General features: G+C 36.5%; 15 protein-coding genes. All 15 read left to right on the top strand.

Annotation, left to right across the window (positions count from 1 at the left end; all coding sequences use genetic code 11):
- Positions 1–15: 15 nt before the first annotated feature.
- The 15 genes from rfbB (at position 16) to galE (ending at position 19,264) form a co-directional block, all read left to right on the top strand.
- The gene (gene rfbB, locus FZC41_RS07960) at positions 16–1,119 is read left to right on the top strand and encodes a dTDP-glucose 4,6-dehydratase (RefSeq protein ID WP_148566872.1); all 1,104 of its coding nucleotides are present in this window, start codon (positions 16–18) and stop codon (positions 1,117–1,119) included.
- Positions 1,120–1,185: 66 nt separating this feature from the next.
- Positions 1,186–1,995, top strand: coding sequence for an ABC transporter permease (locus FZC41_RS07965; RefSeq protein ID WP_148566873.1), 810 nt, complete (start codon positions 1,186–1,188; stop codon positions 1,993–1,995).
- A gap of 31 nt (positions 1,996–2,026) precedes the next feature.
- Positions 2,027–3,259 carry an ABC transporter ATP-binding protein gene (locus FZC41_RS07970; protein ID WP_148566874.1) on the top strand — a complete coding sequence of 411 codons (1,233 nt, stop codon included), beginning with the start codon at positions 2,027–2,029 and terminating at the stop codon, positions 3,257–3,259.
- Positions 3,237–5,513: a glycosyltransferase family 2 protein gene (locus FZC41_RS07975; RefSeq protein WP_148566875.1), complete on the top strand. Its 2,277-nt coding sequence runs from the start codon at positions 3,237–3,239 to the stop codon at positions 5,511–5,513. Before FZC41_RS07970 ends, FZC41_RS07975 begins: the two co-directional genes overlap by 23 nt.
- 64 nt (positions 5,514–5,577) lie before the next feature.
- A complete protein-coding gene (locus FZC41_RS07980; RefSeq protein ID WP_148566876.1) occupies positions 5,578–8,403 on the top strand; it encodes a GBS Bsp-like repeat-containing protein in 2,826 nt (941 codons plus the stop codon).
- A gap of 189 nt (positions 8,404–8,592) precedes the next feature.
- A complete protein-coding gene (locus tag FZC41_RS07985; protein ID WP_170253910.1) occupies positions 8,593–10,548 on the top strand; it encodes a GBS Bsp-like repeat-containing protein in 1,956 nt (651 codons plus the stop codon).
- 90 nt (positions 10,549–10,638) lie between these two features.
- The gene (locus FZC41_RS07990; protein WP_148566878.1) at positions 10,639–11,622 is read left to right on the top strand and encodes a glycosyltransferase family 2 protein; all 984 of its coding nucleotides are present in this window, start codon (positions 10,639–10,641) and stop codon (positions 11,620–11,622) included.
- Between the two features lie 92 nt (positions 11,623–11,714).
- Positions 11,715–12,581, top strand: coding sequence for a glycosyltransferase family 2 protein (locus FZC41_RS07995; protein ID WP_148566879.1), 867 nt, complete (start codon positions 11,715–11,717; stop codon positions 12,579–12,581).
- Between the two features lie 24 nt (positions 12,582–12,605).
- Positions 12,606–14,003 (top strand): undecaprenyl-phosphate glucose phosphotransferase, encoded by a 1,398-nt coding sequence (locus tag FZC41_RS08000; RefSeq protein WP_148566880.1) that lies wholly within the window; start codon positions 12,606–12,608, stop codon positions 14,001–14,003.
- Between the two features lie 23 nt (positions 14,004–14,026).
- Positions 14,027–14,374: an EamA family transporter gene (locus tag FZC41_RS08005; RefSeq protein ID WP_148566881.1), complete on the top strand. Its 348-nt coding sequence runs from the start codon at positions 14,027–14,029 to the stop codon at positions 14,372–14,374.
- Between the two features lie 7 nt (positions 14,375–14,381).
- Complete coding sequence (locus FZC41_RS08010; protein ID WP_148566882.1) at positions 14,382–15,104, top strand: glycosyltransferase family 2 protein; 723 nt, start codon at positions 14,382–14,384, stop codon at positions 15,102–15,104.
- Entirely contained in the window at positions 15,101–15,466 is a 366-nt protein-coding gene (locus FZC41_RS08015) for a DUF2304 domain-containing protein (protein ID WP_148566883.1), read from the top strand. Before FZC41_RS08010 ends, FZC41_RS08015 begins: the two co-directional genes overlap by 4 nt.
- Entirely contained in the window at positions 15,463–16,239 is a 777-nt protein-coding gene (locus tag FZC41_RS08020) for a glycosyltransferase family 2 protein (RefSeq protein ID WP_148566884.1), read from the top strand. Before FZC41_RS08015 ends, FZC41_RS08020 begins: the two co-directional genes overlap by 4 nt.
- A gap of 34 nt (positions 16,240–16,273) precedes the next feature.
- Complete coding sequence (locus tag FZC41_RS08025) at positions 16,274–18,130, top strand: DUF2142 domain-containing protein (protein WP_148566885.1); 1,857 nt, start codon at positions 16,274–16,276, stop codon at positions 18,128–18,130.
- A 162-nt stretch (positions 18,131–18,292) separates the two neighbouring features.
- The gene (galE, locus tag FZC41_RS08030; protein WP_148566886.1) at positions 18,293–19,264 is read left to right on the top strand and encodes a UDP-glucose 4-epimerase GalE; all 972 of its coding nucleotides are present in this window, start codon (positions 18,293–18,295) and stop codon (positions 19,262–19,264) included.
- Positions 19,265–19,273: the final 9 nt, after the last annotated feature.

Here is a 19,273-nt window from a genome sequence, read left to right on the forward strand (position 1 = left end):
TAGAATGGAGTAAAAATGAAAACAGTATTAGTCACCGGTGGTGCCGGATTTATTGGTTCTAACTTTGTAAAATACATGCTGAATCAGCACCCGGATTATAAAATAGTTAATTTGGATGTCCTGACCTATGCAGGAAATCTTGAAAATTTAACCGATATTGAAGATAATAAGAATTATGTTTTTGCAAAAGGAGATATTGCGGACCGTCCTTTTGTTAAGGATCTTTTTGCAAAATATGATTTTGATACGGTGGTCAATTTTGCCGCCGAGTCTCACGTCGACAGAAGCATTGAGGACCCTGAGATTTTTGTCCAGACCAATGTAATGGGAACACTGGTGCTTTTGGATGAGGCAAAAAATAACTGGCAAACGGGGAAAGATGAGAATGGCTATCCGACCTATCGGGCCGGGGTACGGTATCATCAGGTATCCACCGATGAGGTTTACGGAGCGTTGGGGAAAACGGGAATGTTTACCGAAACAACACCGATTGCCCCAAACAGTCCTTATTCAGCATCCAAGGCCAGTGCGGATTTGATTGTTCGGTCTTATGGTCAGACATTTAAATTACCAGTCACCATCAGCCGCTGTTCAAATAATTACGGCCCTTATCATTTCCCGGAAAAGCTGATTCCGCTGATGATTTCAAACGTCATTGCGCTAAAAAGTCTTCCTGTTTACGGGGATGGCATGCAGATCAGGGATTGGCTGCACGTGAAGGATCATTGCAGTGCCATTGATACCGTTTTGGAAAAAGGGGTGGCCGGCGAGGTCTATAATATTGGCGGAAACAATGAAAAAGCCAATCTTGAGATCGTTAATTTGATTATTGAAAATGTCGGCAAAAAACTTCGCTCAGGAAAATATAATATTGATAATGATGGCACAAAAATCAGCAAAGATCTCATCACCTATGTTGAAGATCGCTTGGGTCATGATCGTCGCTATGCCATTGACAATACGAAAATCACGACTGAACTGGGCTGGAAACCATCCTATACCTTTGAACAGGGAATCGCTGAAACCATTGAGTGGTATTTGAATAACCAGGAATGGTTGGAACGCGTGAAATCCGGTGGGTATAAAGCGTATTATCAGAAAATGTATTCAAAAAAGTAAAATAGTTCGGAAAAAAAGCACATTAGATTGTGCTTTTTCAATTAAGATTTATGATGAGGTGTTAATTTGTATTTATTCAAAGATTTATTGGAGTATTTCAAAGATTTATATCAGAATCGTGAACTGATCGCAAAATTTTCGAAAAATGATTTTAAGTCACGGTATGCCGGCTCGTTTTTAGGGATTCTATGGGCATTTATTCAGCCGACGGTTACCATTGCCGTGTACTGGGTTGTTTTTGGTCTGGGTCTGAAATCAAGCCCGGCTGGGGGGATGCCCTTTGTTCTGTTCCTGATAACCGGAATTATTGTCTGGTTTTTCTTTTCAGAAGGCCTGGTTAATGGAACAAACTGTTTTCGAGAATATAATTACCTGGTTAAAAAGGTGACTTTTAATATAAAAATATTGCCAACGGTAAAAATAATATCTTCTTTATATACCCATGCTTTCTTTATTGCCTTTGCAGTGGTAATGGTGCTGCTTTATGGGTATTCGATCACGCCCTATTTTTTGCAGATTTTCTATTATTTGTTTTGTTTAATTGTTTTTTTAACCGGACTAACTTGGGTAACGGCCTCATTACAACCCTTTTTTACGGATATTCTGCAATTTATCAATGTGGCAATGCAGGTCTTATTCTGGGGAACCCCTATTTTAGTACCGATTGAAACATATCCGGTTGGTTTATTACGGATTATGAAATTAAATCCCCTCTATTATATTGTGCAGGGATATCGGGAGTCCTTTTTCGGGCAAGGCTGGTTTTGGCAACATCCCGTGATGACGGCTTATTTTTGGGGATTTACATTTGTGCTGCTGCTGGTCGGGATTGCAGTTTACAGAAAATTAAGACCGCATTTTTCTGATGTCTTATAGAAAAGCGGATTCAGTATCTTTGGAGGACAAAATGTCAGAAGTGGCAATAAAAATAGAAGACGTAACGAAGATTTATCGTTTGTACAAACGTCCCATGGATCGATTGAAGGAATCCATGAGTCTGATTCGAAAGAAAGAATATCATCATAAATTTTATGCCCTTAAGAATATAAATTTGGAAATTCTTAAAGGAGAATCCATTGGCATTATTGGCAGGAATGGCTCGGGAAAATCGACGCTTTTAAAAATAATTTCAGGGGTTTTGACTCAAAGTGAAGGCAATGTTTATGTCGATGGAAAAGTTTCCGCGCTGTTAGAATTAGGAACGGGTTTTAATCCGGAATATACCGGAATCGAAAATATTTATGCAAATGGCCTGATCATGGGCTACAATAAAAAAGAAATGGACAAACGCGTTGACAGTATCATTGATTTTGCTCAAATCGGAGAATATATTGATCAGCCGGTAAAGACCTATTCAAGCGGAATGTTTGCTCGCCTGGCATTTGCGACAGCCATCAATGTTGATCCGGAAATACTCATCGTTGATGAAGTATTGGCCGTTGGTGATTCCAAGTTTCAGATTAAATGTATCAATAAAATGGAAGAATTTAAGGCATCAGGCAAAACGGTTTTGTTTGTTTCACATACCCTTGAACAAATTAAACGTTTTTGCACCAAAGGCGTTTGGATTGACAAAGGTGTGATGCGCATGGTTGGTGAAGTGAACCATGTGATTGATATGTATGAAAGCGAAATTTTAAGAGAGTCAATGGAACAAAAAGCAGCGGAGAGCGGAAGTTCACCAGTAAATATGGCAGAACTTGAAACGAATCTTGGAAAACTAAAATCAGTGAGCTGCAACAGCGAGGAACTGACAACTTTTGATGATTTTATCGTTGATATTGAGTATGAATTATATGATGATATTTCAAGTAAACCCTTAGTGGGAGTGGCATTCTATACCATTGATCGACAGTATATTTTTGGGCCCAATACCTATTTGGATGGAGTGGATATTCCGCAAACAAAGGGAATTCACCGCGTTTCCTATGTGGTGCCAAAATTACCGCTGCTGGGGGGGAAATACGAGGTTGATATTGGACTCTTTGCAAATAAAAGCATTGTAAATCTGGATTACAATACTTGTGCTTTTGTAATAACCGTTTCGGCCGATTATTTTACAGAAGGTCTGGTCCACATGGAACACCATTGGGAAATTATTGAAGAAGGGATTGAAAATGGAAAGAAAATCAGTTGTTGAACAAGAAGAGATAAAATATTTTATCGATAAAATAGTGAAAGATGAAGAAAATCATTGTGCAAGTGTTCAAGGATGGGCCTTTAATACCAAAACGAAGGAAACGGTTGAGCTCTATATCGTTGGTCATGAATCCGAAGGGGTTACCTTTAAACGGGATTTTAGAATTGATGTCAATAATAAGTATTGCTTGCCTGATGATGCAAAAGCCGGTTTTATTATTGAATTTGATGAAAAAACTTATGGTAAAATATTAAATCTGAAATTTAAGAATGGACAGGTATCAAAAGTAGTAAAATTAAATTTGAAGAAAAATTATGATTACCTGAAAAAGCCAAATCTTTTTAATGCAACAAGACTGGTTAATACAGCAACGAGGACAATTGGGTATTTTAGCCGAAATGGATTAAAGAACACAATCAGAAAAATCAAGTTTGAAGTTAAATATAAAAATCAGGAAAACTATAATTTCTGGATTGAAGTTCATGAAGATTATGATATAAAAAAAGTGCTGGACGATATCAGAAAATTTGACTATTCGCCTAAAATATCCATTGTGATGCCGGTTTACAATGTGGAAGCAGAGTGGCTAAGTGCCTGCATCGATTCTGTTTTAAACCAGCATTATAAAAACTGGGAATTGTGCATTGCCGATGATTGCTCAACGGATGAACATATCAAACCACTATTAGAATCCTATAAAAGACAAGATCCTCGAATAAAGGTTATTTATCGGGAAGAAAACGGACATATTTCCCAAGCTTCCAACTCAGCCCTGGAGATTGCGACGGGTGAATTTGTTGGACTTCTGGATAATGATGATACCTTGTCAGACTTTGCCTTATATGAAGTGGCGAAATTATTAAATGAACATCCGGAAGCAGATCTTATCTATAGCGATGAAGATAAATTAAGTGAAGACAACAAACGGAGCCAACCGTTCTTTAAAACAGACTGGGCACCGGATATACTATTGGCAACAAACTATATTTGTCATTTCGGTGTTTATCGAAAAACAATCGTTGATGAAATCGGCGGATTCAGAAAAGGATATGAAGGCGCCCAGGATTATGACCTGGTGCTGCGTTTTACTGAAAAGACAGATAAGATTTTTCATATTCAAAAGGTTCTGTATCACTGGCGGATGATCAGCAATTCCACGGCAGTCAATCCTGATTCCAAGGGTTATGCCTTTGAAGCGGGAAAAAAATCATTGGAAGATGCCCTCACGAGAAGAGGCATTAAAGGAAGCATTGCCCATGGCGCTTTTCCTGGGGTATACAATGTTGACTATGAAATTGTGGATGATGGATTGGTATCGATTATCATTCCAACCCGGGATAATGCCGTGGACCTGAAAGCCTGCGTGGATTCGATTTTTGAAAAAGCAGCAGATGAAAAATTTGAAATCATCATTGCTGATAATGGTAGTGAAAAAGAAGAAACCTTCAAATTATTTGAATATTATACGAAAAAGTATAAAGATCAGTTCAAAGTGGTTCGTCTGGATATGCCATTTAACTTTTCACGGATCAATAATCTGGCAGTTAAGGAATCAAACGGTAAATACCTGCTCTTTTTAAATAATGATATCAAAGTCATCACCCCAGGATGGATTAAGCGGATGATGAGTCTTGCTCAGCAGGAACGAATTGGTGCCGTCGGAGCGAAACTTTATTATCCGGATAATACCATTCAGCACGCTGGGGTTCTCCTTGGCATGGGGGGCGTGGCCGGACATGGTCATTGCGGATATCCTCGTGGGGATTACGGCTATTTTGGAAAATTAGTAATTAATAATAATTATTCGGCAGTGACTGCCGCTTGTATGATGGTGAAGCGCAAAGATTTTGATGCCGTTGGTGGATTTGAAGAAAAATTAACAGTGGCATTTAATGATGTTGATTTTTGTTTAAAACTTTATGCAAAAGGAAAATTTAATGTTTGGATCCATGATGTTGAATTGTATCATTATGAATCAAAATCCCGGGGATCTGAAGATACCTATCAGAAATATAAGCGCTTTAACAGTGAAATAGACTTCATGAAAAAACACTGGCTGAAATATGTAAAGAATGATCCCTTTTATAATACAAATCTTACCAGAGTTGATGGAAATTATGCGATTTGCGTTGATATTGTGGGTTATGTTAAAGGAAAAAAAACGGACTCTGATTTTGATGAAATTGAAGACGAAAAAAAAGTAAAAGATAAGCGTAACAAATGTAACAAAAAAATTGACGAGCATATTATTTAGTGATATTATCGTGACAAGTAAAATATAGAAATTTTCTATAATTATAGAAGAAAGGAGGATTATTTTGGAAAGTACGAAAAGCAGTAAAAGATTAGTAAGTATGGGGGTAATTATATTACTTTTGTTTCTAACAGCATTTTCATATTACAGTCCGAAAGCTGATGCGGCAGGACAGACAATCATTATCAATCCCGGACATCAGGTAGGAACAGATAGCGGTGCGGTAAACAGCACAACGGGCATTACCGAAGTTGGGCTTAACAATGCTTTGGCGATTAAGATTGTAACGACTTTGAGAAATAACGGTTATAATGCGATGCTGAGTCATCAAATTCCCGAGAATACAATGGGTTTGCCAACGTTGCTTGCGACGACAACGAATGATTCAACACAGATAGCTAATGCAGCCAATAAACTGGGGGCTGATTTATTAATCAGTGTTCATCATAATTCAGGTGGCACAGCAGCCAGCGGTTATGAGTTCTACTGGAGCAGTTATCACCCGTCCGTTGATACCAATGGGCTTTATGAAGTAACCGGTTTATGGTCAGATGGCTCGTCGGCAACATTGGATTCAACTCCTTGTGCAATAGCTTTGAAGTCCAAGGAATTGGCCAATCTTTTTAATACGAATTTTAAATCTTTGGACTATGTTCCCAGCAGAAATAAGATAGTTGAACGCGATGACGCTTTCACAAGAAAGACCAGCATGCCTTCAGTGCTAATTGAAGCGGGTTTTGTATCCAACGATGCTGAATCTTTGGCAATGGCCGACGGCGGCAATCAGCAAAAAATGGCAGATCAGGTTTTGGTCAGTATCAATCAGTTGTTTGGAAATGATACGAGTACGACAGTTATTACAGCCGACAGTGTCAAAGCAACGGTATCCGGGAGTCAGATTACTGCAACTGTCAGCGGGATTAATACACCGAACTCGGTAAAAACCATTCAGTTCCCGGTATGGAGTGATGCAAATGGACAGGATGATATAGTATGGTATACGGCAACCAAACAAAGTGATGGAAGTTACCAGGCAACCATAAATATTAGTGATCACAATAATGTTGGGGGAGTTTACAATGTTCATTGCTATGCAACAGATACTAATGGTAAGGTGTCAATGCTTGGCCATACGACGGTTGGCGTAGCGGTAGAAACCATGACTGCCAGTCTGACAACCAGTGTGTCTGGGGATAAGATTAATGTTAGTATAAAAGGCCTTGTAGCCCCGTATGGAGTAAAGACCATTTATGTGCCAATATGGAGTGAAACCGGTGGACAGGATGATCTAAAATGGTATACAGCGACCAAACAAAGCGATGGAAGCTATAATCTAAGTGTTGATATTAAAGATCATAATTACAACAGCGGAATATACAATGTTCATTGCTATGGCGTGGACAGTAGTGGAAATTATACTTTGTTGGGAACAACAACAGCTACTGTTAGCGGCAGCGTACAGACGATGACCGCCAGCACCGTTAGCAATAGTGTATCTGGTAATAAGATAACCGTAAGTATAAGTGGGCTGGCGGCGCCAAATGGTCTACAGACTATTTATGTGCCGACATGGAGTGATGTTAACGGACAGGATGATATCAAATGGTATACAGCAACCAAACAAAATGATGGAAGCTATAGTTTAACGATCGATATCAAGGATCATAATTATGATAGTGGGGTTTACAATATTCATATTTATGGTGTGGACGATACCGGAAAATATACATTCTTAAAGGCAATGACAACCAGTGAAATAGTTCCGGAAATAATGTCAACAAGCAGCATTAAAGCTAGCGTAAGCGGTAACCAGATTACGGCAACAATTCAAGGCATCACCTCACCAAATGGGGTTAAAAACATCAGTGTACCTGTTTGGAGTGAGACCGGTGGACAAGATGATATTAAGTGGTATTCAGCAACGAAGCAAAGTGATGGGAGCTATAGCGTAACAATTGATATTAAAGATCATAACTACGATTGCGGAACCTATTATATCCATTGCTATGGAACCGATACATCAAATTTGACGACATTTTTGGGAGATACCAGTGTTAATATAAGTACAACTCCGATGACGGCAAGTAAGATCACGGCTTCGTTTGCGGATAATATGATTACAGTTAATATCGATGGCATTACAGCTCCAAATGGAATTCAAAGTATTTTGGTTCCGACATGGAGTGACAATGGCGGACAGGATGATATTGTTTGGTATACGGCAACCAAACAAAGTAATGGAAGCTACCAGGTAACCATTGATGCAAAGAATCATAATGGAGACAGCGGACCATACTCCATTCATGTTTATGGCGTTGAAGCGGATGGTCGAAATGTATTCCTTGGAAATACGTCCGTGAGTGTGAGATATGTGGAAACACCTATTATGGGAGCGACCACGGTAACTGCGGCTGATTTGATCGCCTATTATAACAGAACCGGATGCACATATCCACAGATTTATACGAATATTGGTGTTAATCTGGAAACTTTTGTTAATATGTATATCCAAGAGTGTGAGGCAGAAGGGGTTCGGGCAGAGGTCGCTTTTGCCCAGGCGATGTTGGAAACCGGCAATCTTCAATTTGGCGGCGATGTCAAGGCCAGTCAATTTAATTTTGCTGGGTTAGGCGCAACCGGTGGAGTGCCTGGTTACGATTTTTCGGCAACTTACGGCAATACCAGTACTGGTCTGCGGACTGGGATAAGAGGTCATGTACAGCATTTGAAATGCTATGCCTGTGATGAGCCATTGAATCAGACGAAAGTCGATCCCCGGTGGAATGATACATTACGGCTAAGGGCGCTTTCAGTTGAGGAATTGGCGGGAACCTGGGCTGCTGATAAGACCTATGCACCTAAAGTTAAAGCGATTATGAATAAGTTCTAGATTTAAAAAACAGGATTGATTTTCAATCCTGTTTTTTTAGTGGAAGATTTTTGCCGGAAGTAAGGTCTTTTATGTCAGTATAATTGCTTCCTAATAATTATACTGAATTGGTCGATATATAAAAGAATAGTTTAATTGGTTTATTATAATGAGAACATGAGAAATAAAATTGTGGAAGAAGAGGGAATAATGCAAATCATACGTGAGAAGTTTGGAATGAAGTGGTTTGCTCTGTGCGTGGCACTCGTTTTGATTTCGGGATGCTTGCCTTGGCATATTGAAGCACAGGAAAACACTGAAAACGATTCATCTGGAGCGGATAAAGAGGTTGGTTCTGAACAGCATGAAGAGGACACGCCTGCTGTTGAAAAACAGATTCCAGAAACAACAGGTGACGGTGTCAAAGAAGACAGCTCAGAAATAAGAACAGAAAAGAATACCATCAGCATCAGTGCCGGAGATATTGCTGTGAATATCGCCCAGAATCCGGATAGGACAACTCAATTTACAGTCAGTACGGTTGGTTGTGCAGGAAAAAACGGGATTGGCAGTGTGTTGTTTCCAACCTGGACCGAAAGAAATGGACAGAATGATCTGGTGTGGTATCAGGGAACGCTGGGAAGCAATGGAGAATACAGTGTTACCATCGACAGTAAGGATCATGGGTTTGAAACTGGCATATATAATGTACATACCTACATTTACGGATTGCAGGGGGATGTAATCAAAACATGTGTTAATACTTATAAAATGGCTGATCCTATGGCCAATATCAGTGTTGGTGAAGTGAGCAATGACAGCTACAAAGTGAGGGTTAGCGGTGTCAGCAGTTCAGAAGGTGTCAGCGGGGTCATGTTTCCGACCTGGAGTCAAATCAATGGACAGGATGATATTCACTGGGAAAGCGGGAGCTATGTGGGAAACGACACATGGGAAGCAACGATAAATCTCAAAAATTACAGGAGTAGTTATGATACATTTATAACGCATGCCTATGTGGTAAAAGAGAATCAACAGTTGAAATATATCAGCCAAACGGAGAAAACCATAAACAATCCTTTTCAGGCCGAACCTTTGGAATTAGAAATACAGCCGGATCGGGATGTTTCAAAATTTGTCATCAGCACAAAGAACTGCAGCGGCAAATCCGGAATTGGCTATGTGCTTTTTCCGGTATGGACAACAAGAAATGGGCAGGATGATATCCAGTGGATTCAGGGAATATTAGGGAGCAATGGTGAGTATAGTGCGGTGGTGGATATCGAAAATCATGGCTTTGAAACAGGACCTTATCTGATTCATGCTTACCTGTACGGTAATGGAGATGAAAATATCGCATTTTCGAACAATTCTTTCACTCTGGAGAAAACGACACCTACCTTTGAGTATGATAATGCCGTCTTAAACAATGTATTTAAAATGAGAATAAAAAATGTCAGCAATGAAAATGGAGTATCAGGAGTCATGCTTCCAACTTGGAGCAATATCGATGGGCAGGATGATATACATTGGGAACAAACAACATATATTGGAAATCATACCTGGGAAACAACGGTGGATTTAAAAAAATACAATCAAATTGTTGATACGTTTATTACCCATGCTTATCTCATTGATAAAAACGGGAATTTTGTTATGGCGGCGCAATCCTCCAGAACGATTAAACAAAACACGGCAACGGTTTATGGCTACTTTGCATATCCTTTGGATACACAGTATCAGCCAAATCCGGATGATCCCACCGATTGGTTTGGAGCGAGGTGGGGAGACATTCATGAAGGGATCGACATACCGGCCGATCGATACGCTAACTGCTATTCGGTCTGCAACGGAACGGTTGAAAAAGCGGGCTATTTTATGGGATATGGTAGATATGTTCGAATTCGAACGACTGACCGCTATGGAGAGAGTGTGTCTTTCTTTTATGGCCATCTTCAGGAAATAAATGTCAGTGTTGGCCAAAATGTGGGAATAGGAACGAAAATTGGAGCAGTTGGCGGATCTGGTTTCGATGCCAATGGAAATTATATTGATAATGCCTATGGCTCCCATCTCCATTTTGGAGCTATTGCTAATGCAGACGATGCCTGCGTTGATCCGGAAATATGGATTGATTTCCACAATCCCTACAACAATATTAATTAAAGGAGACTGATGATCGTCTCTTTTTTATTTAGAGAAAATAAGATCCTATGTTATAATAAAATGAAATTATTATCATACAAGGAAGTATTTATGAAGAGTGATGTTTCTGTTATTATTCCGAATTTCAATGGAGAAAACTATATTGCCAATTGTCTTGACAGTATTCTCGATCAAAGTTTCAATCAATGGGGCCAAATAGAAATCATTGTTGTTGATGACTGTTCCAGTGATGACAGCATCAATATTATTAAAGGATACAAAGATGTAAAGCTGAGAGAAAATGCTGTTAATTCAGGTTTTGATAAATCGGTTAATGAAGGCATCAAGGCCAGCAGCGGGAAATACTGTTTGCTTTTAAATAATGATGTGGTTGTTGATCACAATTTTGTTAAATATTTATATGAACATATTGATAAAAATCCCAAAATATTTTCGGTTAGTTCGAAAATGATTCGTTATTTTGAACGGAATAAGCTCGATGATACAGGAGATTTTTATAACATTTTTGGTTGGGCATATAAACGCGGAGACGGAAAACGGATTGGGTCTTATCAAAAAGAGACATCGGTTTTCAGTACTTGTGCCGGAGCAGGCATCTATCGCCGATCGATTTTGGATGAGATCGGTTTATTTGATGAAGCTTTTTTTGCCTACCTGGAAGATGTGGATATTTCTTACCGAGGGTTGATTTTTGGTTACCAAAATCAATATGAGCCTTGTGCAGTATGCTATCATATTGGAAGTGCTACTACCGCCAAGGGACAAAAGTATAGTCCTTTCAAAGTAAAAATTTCGGCAAGAAATAATATTTATATGGCTTACAAAAACATGCCATTAATTCAACTTTTGATAAATAGCCCTTTTTTAGTTGTTGGGTTTTCAATAAAATATATGCTTTTTTTAAAACGGGGCTTTGGAAAAGACTATGCTGCTGGAATTAAAGAAGGACTAAAAACCTGCTCACAGATAAAAAAGGTGCCGTTACAGTCTAAAAATATAGGTCATTATTTTTTAATTGAAATACAGCTTATTTTTAATGTGTTTCGCTTTATTTTGAATAAACTAAGCAGATAGGTCTGAAATTCATTCTTTTCTTCCATAATTGAAAAGTGCGTGGTATAATATAGTGTCTTTTGGATGAAAAAATAGCATAAGAAAGGCTTAAAATGGATTTATCAATTATCATTGTTAATTATAAAACACAGCAAATGACATCAGATTGTATTGACTCAATTATGAAAAGCAATACAAAAGGATTTGACTACGAAATAATTGTCGTGGATAATGCTTCGGAAGATGGCAGTATTGAAGCAATTGAAAAGCAGTTTCCGCAAGTAAGAACAATCACAAACCAAGAAAATCTTGGCTTTTCCAAGGCAAATAATATGGGCATAAAAATCGCGGATGGCGATTATATTCTGTTGCTGAATTCTGACACAATTGTGGAATTCAATACGTTAAAAGGAGCACTTCAGTTTATAAAAGATCATCATCACATTGGCGCTTTAGGTTGTAAAATACTCCTGCCGTCAGGAAAGCTGGATGCGGCCTGTAAGCGGAGCTTTCCAACTCCGGCCAACGGTATTTATCACAGCTTGAATCTGGATACGGCCTTTCCGGATAACGTGCGCTTTGGAGCTTATAATCTCACGTTTGCAGATGAAAACAAAACGAGCTCCATCGATTGTATCATGGGGGCCTTTATGATGGTTCCCCGGAAGGTGATTGACAAGGTTGGCATGCTGGATGAGGATTATTTTATGTATGGGGAAGATGTGGATTGGTGTTATCGCATAAAAAATGCCGGTTACCAAATCATGTATTATCCGGAGGTTCGAATTTTTCATCATAAAAAGGCCAGCGGTATTGGCAAGCGAAATCCCAAAGTGATCGAAGCCTTTTATGATTCCATGGGAATTTTCTACAACAAACATTATCAAAAGAGGTATAGCAAATTTACACGGTGGTGTGTGATTACCGGAACAGCTGTAATGAAAAAAATGGCGCTGTACAAAAATAAACGAAGAAAATAGAAGACAAATGAGGGGAAACTAAAAATGATCAAGAGCAATCAGCGCTTTTTTAATTTTATACTGGTATTGTTTGATATCGTCGTTGTTACCATATCTTTATTGTTGGCGTGGTACATTCGGTTTGTATCGCCCTTTTTTGATGATGGGGTCCGTACCATGGATCTTGGTGCTTATTTGGATCTGCTATTTGTTATCATACCACTTTATCTTATTTTATTTGCTGCTTTTGGACTATATAAGCCCTATCGAAAACAACCATTTTATAAAGAGTGCCGAGAAATAATTGTTTCAAATATCATCGGCATCACGATCGTAATGGCGATCCTGTTCACCGGAAAGAACATCCATTTTTCCCGATACATGCTGGGAATGTTTTTTGCGTTCTCAACCATTTTGATGATGATTGAACGTGGCTTAATCAGAAAGATTTTACGAATGGCCCGCGAGCGGGGATTCAATATCAAGTATATTATCATTGTTGGAGCCGGAAGCATCGGTCAGACTTTTGCCACGAAAATTATCGGGGACCGACAACTTGGCTATAAAATCACCGGTTATGTTGATGACTATTATCATAAAATGGAAAAAAACGGGATTCCTATTTTAGGTACGACTCATGAAATGAATGAAATCCTTGAAGAATATCAGGTGGATGAAGTGATCATCGCGCTGCCGAATACCAGTTATAAACGGATTGATGAAGTGATTGATATTTGTGAATATCAGGGAATAAAAACCCAAATTATACCGGATTATTTTCATTTGATTCAAGGGACAAAAGCTTACTTTGATGAACTGGATGGGATACCACTGATTAATACGCGTTATATCCCATTGGATCAACCCTTCAACAATTGGATAAAACGGATTGCAGATATCATTCTTTCATTGATCATCTTGATTTTGGTTTCGCCAATTATGCTGGTGACGGCAATTCTTGTAAAACTAACATCGCCCGGCCCGGTTATTTATAAGCAGATACGGGTGGGCATGGGACGCAAAGAATTTTGGATTTATAAGTTCAGATCGATGCGATGTAATGCATCTGTTCCCGGTGATATTGGGTGGACCACAGAGGATGATCCGAGAAAAACAAAATTTGGGTCGTTTATCCGGAAAACGAGTATTGACGAGTTGCCACAGTTTTTTAATGTTTTAAAGGGGGATATGAGCATTGTTGGGCCAAGGCCGGAAAGACCCCATTATGTGACTCAGTTTCAGCATGAGATTCCGAAATACATGATTAAACATCATGTTCGGCCCGGAATCACCGGCTGGGCACAGGTTAACGGCTGGCGTGGTGATACTTCAATTCACAAACGGATTCAGTTTGATATTGAATATATTGAAAAATGGACACTGTGGTTTGATGTAAAAATATTTTTTATGACGTTTAAAGCGGTGTTTGAAAGTGGATATTAAGTGTCCATAAGTGAAAGGATTTTATGATTATATTATTTTTATGTTATTTAGTTTGTACGGTGAGCGGATTGACATTGGTAAAGGTTGGAGCGAATAATAATGCATTTGCCTTAAACAGCAGTTTTTTTAATTTATCGTTGTCCTATACAACGTTATTAGGACTGTTTCTTTATATCATTAGTTTCTTAATGTGGATAGTAATTGTGCAGAAATACAACTTGAGTTACATTGCACCAATGGCAACGGGTTTATCACAAGTACTGATCATTCTGGCTTCGATTTTTATCTTAGGAGAGAATATTGGGACATTTCAATGGCTGGGGATTGCCTGTGTTTTAGGTGGGGTAGTTCTGATGAATATTAAAGGATGATGGTCGAATGAAAGTATTAATGATTATACCAGCTTATAATGAAGCGATGAATTTAGAAAATGTTGTTGAAGATATAAATTCGAATTTTAAGGAAGCAGACATATTATTTGTAAATGATTGCTCCAAAGATAATACTTTGGAAGTAATAAAAAAGATAAAAAATGTTGAATATGTTGATTTGCCTATAAATTTAGGCTATTCTTATGCCGTTCAAACCGGATTGAAGTATGCAGTTGAATATGGTTATGATTATCTTATTCAATTTGATGGAGATGGACAGCATTTAGCTTCAGAAGCAAAAAAAATGTATGAATATGCTTTGGATAAAGATATTGGAGTTGTGATCGGCTCCCGATTTTTAAAAGAAACATCTTATTCACATTCTTTTTTTAGAAAAGTTGGAACGGGATTATTTCAAAAAATAATCAAAATGTTGACTGGGAAAAAAATATCGGACCCAACATCAGGTCTTCAAGTTATTAAACGGGATGTTTTTTTGCCCCTTTCAAAAATGTATGGCTATCCAGAATTCCCAGATGCAAATCTATTGATTCAACTAATTTATCAAGGGGTAACAATTGACGAAATTCCAGTTGAAATGAAGAATCGGGAATTTGGAGAAAGTATGCACGGGGGGATTATAAAACCGATAAAATATATGATAAAAATGTTTTATTACATTATCATTGTATTCGCAACAAATTTATATGGAAAGGCTAATAAAAAATGATAACAAATTTATTTTATATTGCAATTGGCATTTTGTTGATTGGTTTTATTTTTATTAATGTACAAAAACATATGATGTCTGAAGGCGAAAGCATTTTATGGATGGTTGGTGCATTTTTCATTTTAATATTAGCGATCTTTCCTGATATTATAATATTTTTAGCCAATTTGGTAGGAATTACATATGCACCTTCATTGCTGTTCTTTTTAACATCAATTTTCTTATTGATTTTTTCATTTAGGAACAGTCAACAATTAAGTATTCTTGCTGAAAAAAATAAAGAGCTTATTCAATTTAATGCTTTATTAGAAAAGAGAGTAAGGGCTCTGGAAGCTTTCAGAACCGAGAATAAAATAAAATGAAAAAGCATATATTTGTGATTTGCGCATATGGAAAATCTCGCTTTTTAGAAGAGTGTGTCGATTCAATCCTAAAACAGACAGCAAAAGAAAACATTATCATATCGACCGCAACACCCAATGAACTGATTGAAGGAGTAGGAAAGAAATATCAAATAGAAATCAGAACGCATGATGTTAGTGGCATCGGGATTGATTGGAATTCCGGATATGAATGTGCAGATTCTAAATATGTCACGTTGGTTCATCAAGATGATGTATATAAAGAAGATTATCAAGAAAAGATATTAATGAGTATGGATAAAAATGAAGATAGTCTAATTGCATTTTCTAATTATCGTGAAATCAGAAAAGATGAAATCGTTTCTCCAAATAGAAATATTAAGATAAAAGAGCTGATGCTTTCTCCATTAAAACATGCAAATCGCAATCGCTTTATTAGAAGAAGAATACTTTCTCTTGGAAATCCTATTTGTTGTCCATCTGTGACTTATAACAAAAGTTTGTTAAATAATTTTGCTTTTGATATGGAGCTAAATACTAATTTAGATTGGGCAGCATGGGAAAAAGTTTCTAAATACAAGGGAAGATTTATATATGTATCTGAACCCCTGATGTACCATAGAATTCATGAAGACAGTGAAACATCTAATACAATTGAAAACAAGAAAAGAGCTGAAGAAGATTTATTGTTGCTGAAAAAATTTTGGCCTTCACCCATTGCAAATTTTATATTTCATTTTTATAAAAGCAGTGAAAAATCAAACGTGTTATAAAAATTGAAAACCAGAATTAAATTATGGTATAGAGATGAAAAAAAAATTAGTAGTAACCGGTATTATAATAATTATATTATCTCTCATTATAGAGATTTTTATCTTCAACTTGAATTTTTTTATTAGAGGAAATGAAAGTGAAAGAATTTCGAAAATAACATCTGACAATCTTATGGTTCTTGAAAATGGAAATTATAAAATACTTGAAAATGGGGCATCTATTCGCTTTGATGACATCAATAATTTTATTAATAAATTAGAATTTAAGACGAATTCATTTAATAAAAATGTTAATATTCAAATTGCTTATAATGGCATAATAAAAGCAGACAATATTAATAATATCGATAAAAAAAGTATCTGTATCAATGACTGGGTTGATTCTATTCAAATAACTTTCCTGGATGGAAAAGGGCAAGAAATTTATATGGATGAATTTTTTGAAGCTAATTATTTTCAATTCAATCCTTTTAGATTTTTGATGATATTATTGTTTTTTATATTATCGGGAGTAGTTGGTTATACCGTTTTTAATAAAGAAAAAATAAAACTGGAAGTAGTATTTCTAATTTTAATTTTATGCTTTGGGTTATTAAATTCAATCATGACACCTATATTTTATTCCTGGGATGAAGCGGAACATTTTATAAGGGCTTATAATTTAGCGAATAACAATTTAGTAATGCAAGACGGAGATAAAATAGCATATCCGAGTCATTTAAAAGAATTTTTTGATAAAAAGCTTCAAATTGAAAACCCCAATTATCGTACATTTGAAGAATATAGTGTTGTTACACAAAAAAATTTATCAGTAAATTATGCTGATACTGAAATGGCATATTATCCGAGTACAGCAATTAGTTATACATTTATTCCTTACTTGTTCAGCTCACTCGGTATAGTAATTAGCAAAATAATGAATTTCCCTTTTTTAATTTCTTTTTATTTTGGGAGAGCGTTTAATTTGTTGATGTATGCAGCACTTGTTTATTTTGCCATCAAAATTATTCCATGTGGGAAAAAGCTATTATTTTTATGTGCCTTACTGCCAACAATTGTTTTTCAGGCAGCTTCCTACTCAGCTGATGTTGTAATTAATGGTTTATGCTTTTTTGTTTTTGCATTGATTATAAAATTGAGCGTTGAGAAAAAGACGCTGGGAATAATTGATTTAGTAATGATGTGTAGTTGCTTTGTTTTAATAACAGCGAGTAAGTTAGCTTACGTACCCATCTTCCTGCTAGTAATGATTTTAAAACACGACAATTTTACTACCAGAAAAAAAGAATGGATTATAAAAATTAGTATCTTTTTATTGGGATGTTTAACTTTTGTGGGTGCTTTTATATATGGGCAAAAGTTTGGATTATCTCAATGGAACATTCCCGGAGTTAATGCTAAAGAACAGATAATATCAATAATTTATAATCCCATAAATTATGCTGCGGTAATACTAAGGACAATTATGACACAAAAGGAATATCTGCTAGGCGGAGCGAGTGTTTCATTGGCATACATTGGATATTTAGGAAGAGATGCATTGTTAATTGTATTTTTTATGTTATTCTTAATATCAGGAATTGATACAGATAACAGCACGTCAATAATAAAAATTCGTGACAGAGGAATTATCTTTATGGTTTGTTTGCTGACTGTAGGTTTGTCAATGACAGCTTTGTATATTACATTCACACCTGTTAAAAATACTACAGTATTAGGATTTCAGGGGCGTTATCTCATCCCATTGATATTTCCGTTTTTGTTTTTGTTTCAAAGAAAAGCAAATAGTACTTCAGTCAAATCGGAAATAGTGAATACAATCGTGATTTTGTTTTCGGTATGTATTTTATTCATTTCAATCGTGTATGTTTTTAATCTCTATTATGTCTGAAAGATAGAGCAATAATATTTTAGTCCAAATAATTAAGGATATTGTGATTTTAAATGCATAAATAATGAATTGATATGAGAACCTTAAGATAAATAATGTAATATTGTCGAGAAAATAAAATTTAATCAAATTGACATTTAGATAGAAAAATAGGAGTATATTATGAAAGTAATGGTTTCAGGCGGTGCAGGTTATATCGGAAGTCATGCGGTTGTCCAGTTGTTAGATCAAGGTTATGATGTTGTCGTTGTTGACAATTTATCAAAAGGTTTTATAACTGCAGTCGATACGCGGGCTATTTTTTATCAATGCGATATTCGAGATAAAAAAGCTTTAAATGAAATTTTTAAAAAAGAAAAAATTGATGTTGTGATGCAATTTGCAGCAGATATTGTCATTGCTGAGAGTGAAAAAGATCCTTTGAAATATTTTAATAATAATGTGGCAGGAACAATTTCTTTATTAGAAGTGATGGTTGAAAACGAAGTAAAGAAAATTATCTTTTCTTCAACGGCAGCAATATATGGTAATACAGAAAAAATTCCGGTTGAAGAGACAGATGCGATTGATCCAATTAGTCCATATGGAACGACAAAAGCATTTGTAGAAAAGATTTTAGACAGTTGTAGACAAGCATATGGGATGAATTATTGTGTGTTTAGATATTTCAATGTAGCCGGAGCGCATGAAAAATATCCGATTGGACAAAATGTGAAAAAGAATACGGCACTGATTCCAATTATACTGGAAGTTGCTGCAGAAGAAAGACCATATATAGAAATATATGGTAATGATTATGAAACAAAGGATGGTACTGGCGTTCGTGATTTCATTCATGTAGTTGATTTGGTAGATGCTCATATTTTAGGAATCATGCAACTTAATAAAAATTTAAGTGGTATTTATAATCTTGGAAATGGCCAGGGCTTTTCAGTTAACGAGATGATTGAAGCAGCTCGCAAGGTAACAAAAAAGGATATCCCAGTGAAAATATCACCAAGACGAGAAGGTGATATTGCCGTTTCAATAGCATCGAGTGATAAGGCTAAGAAAGAACTAGGATGGAAACCCCGCTATACAAGTGTTGAAAAAATAATTGAGACAGCCTGGAATTACAAAATAAAAAAGTACTAAAATCACCTT

The sequence above is a fragment of the Acetobacterium paludosum genome (assembly GCF_008086595.1).
GTDB lineage: Bacteria > Bacillota > Clostridia > Eubacteriales > Eubacteriaceae > Acetobacterium > Acetobacterium paludosum.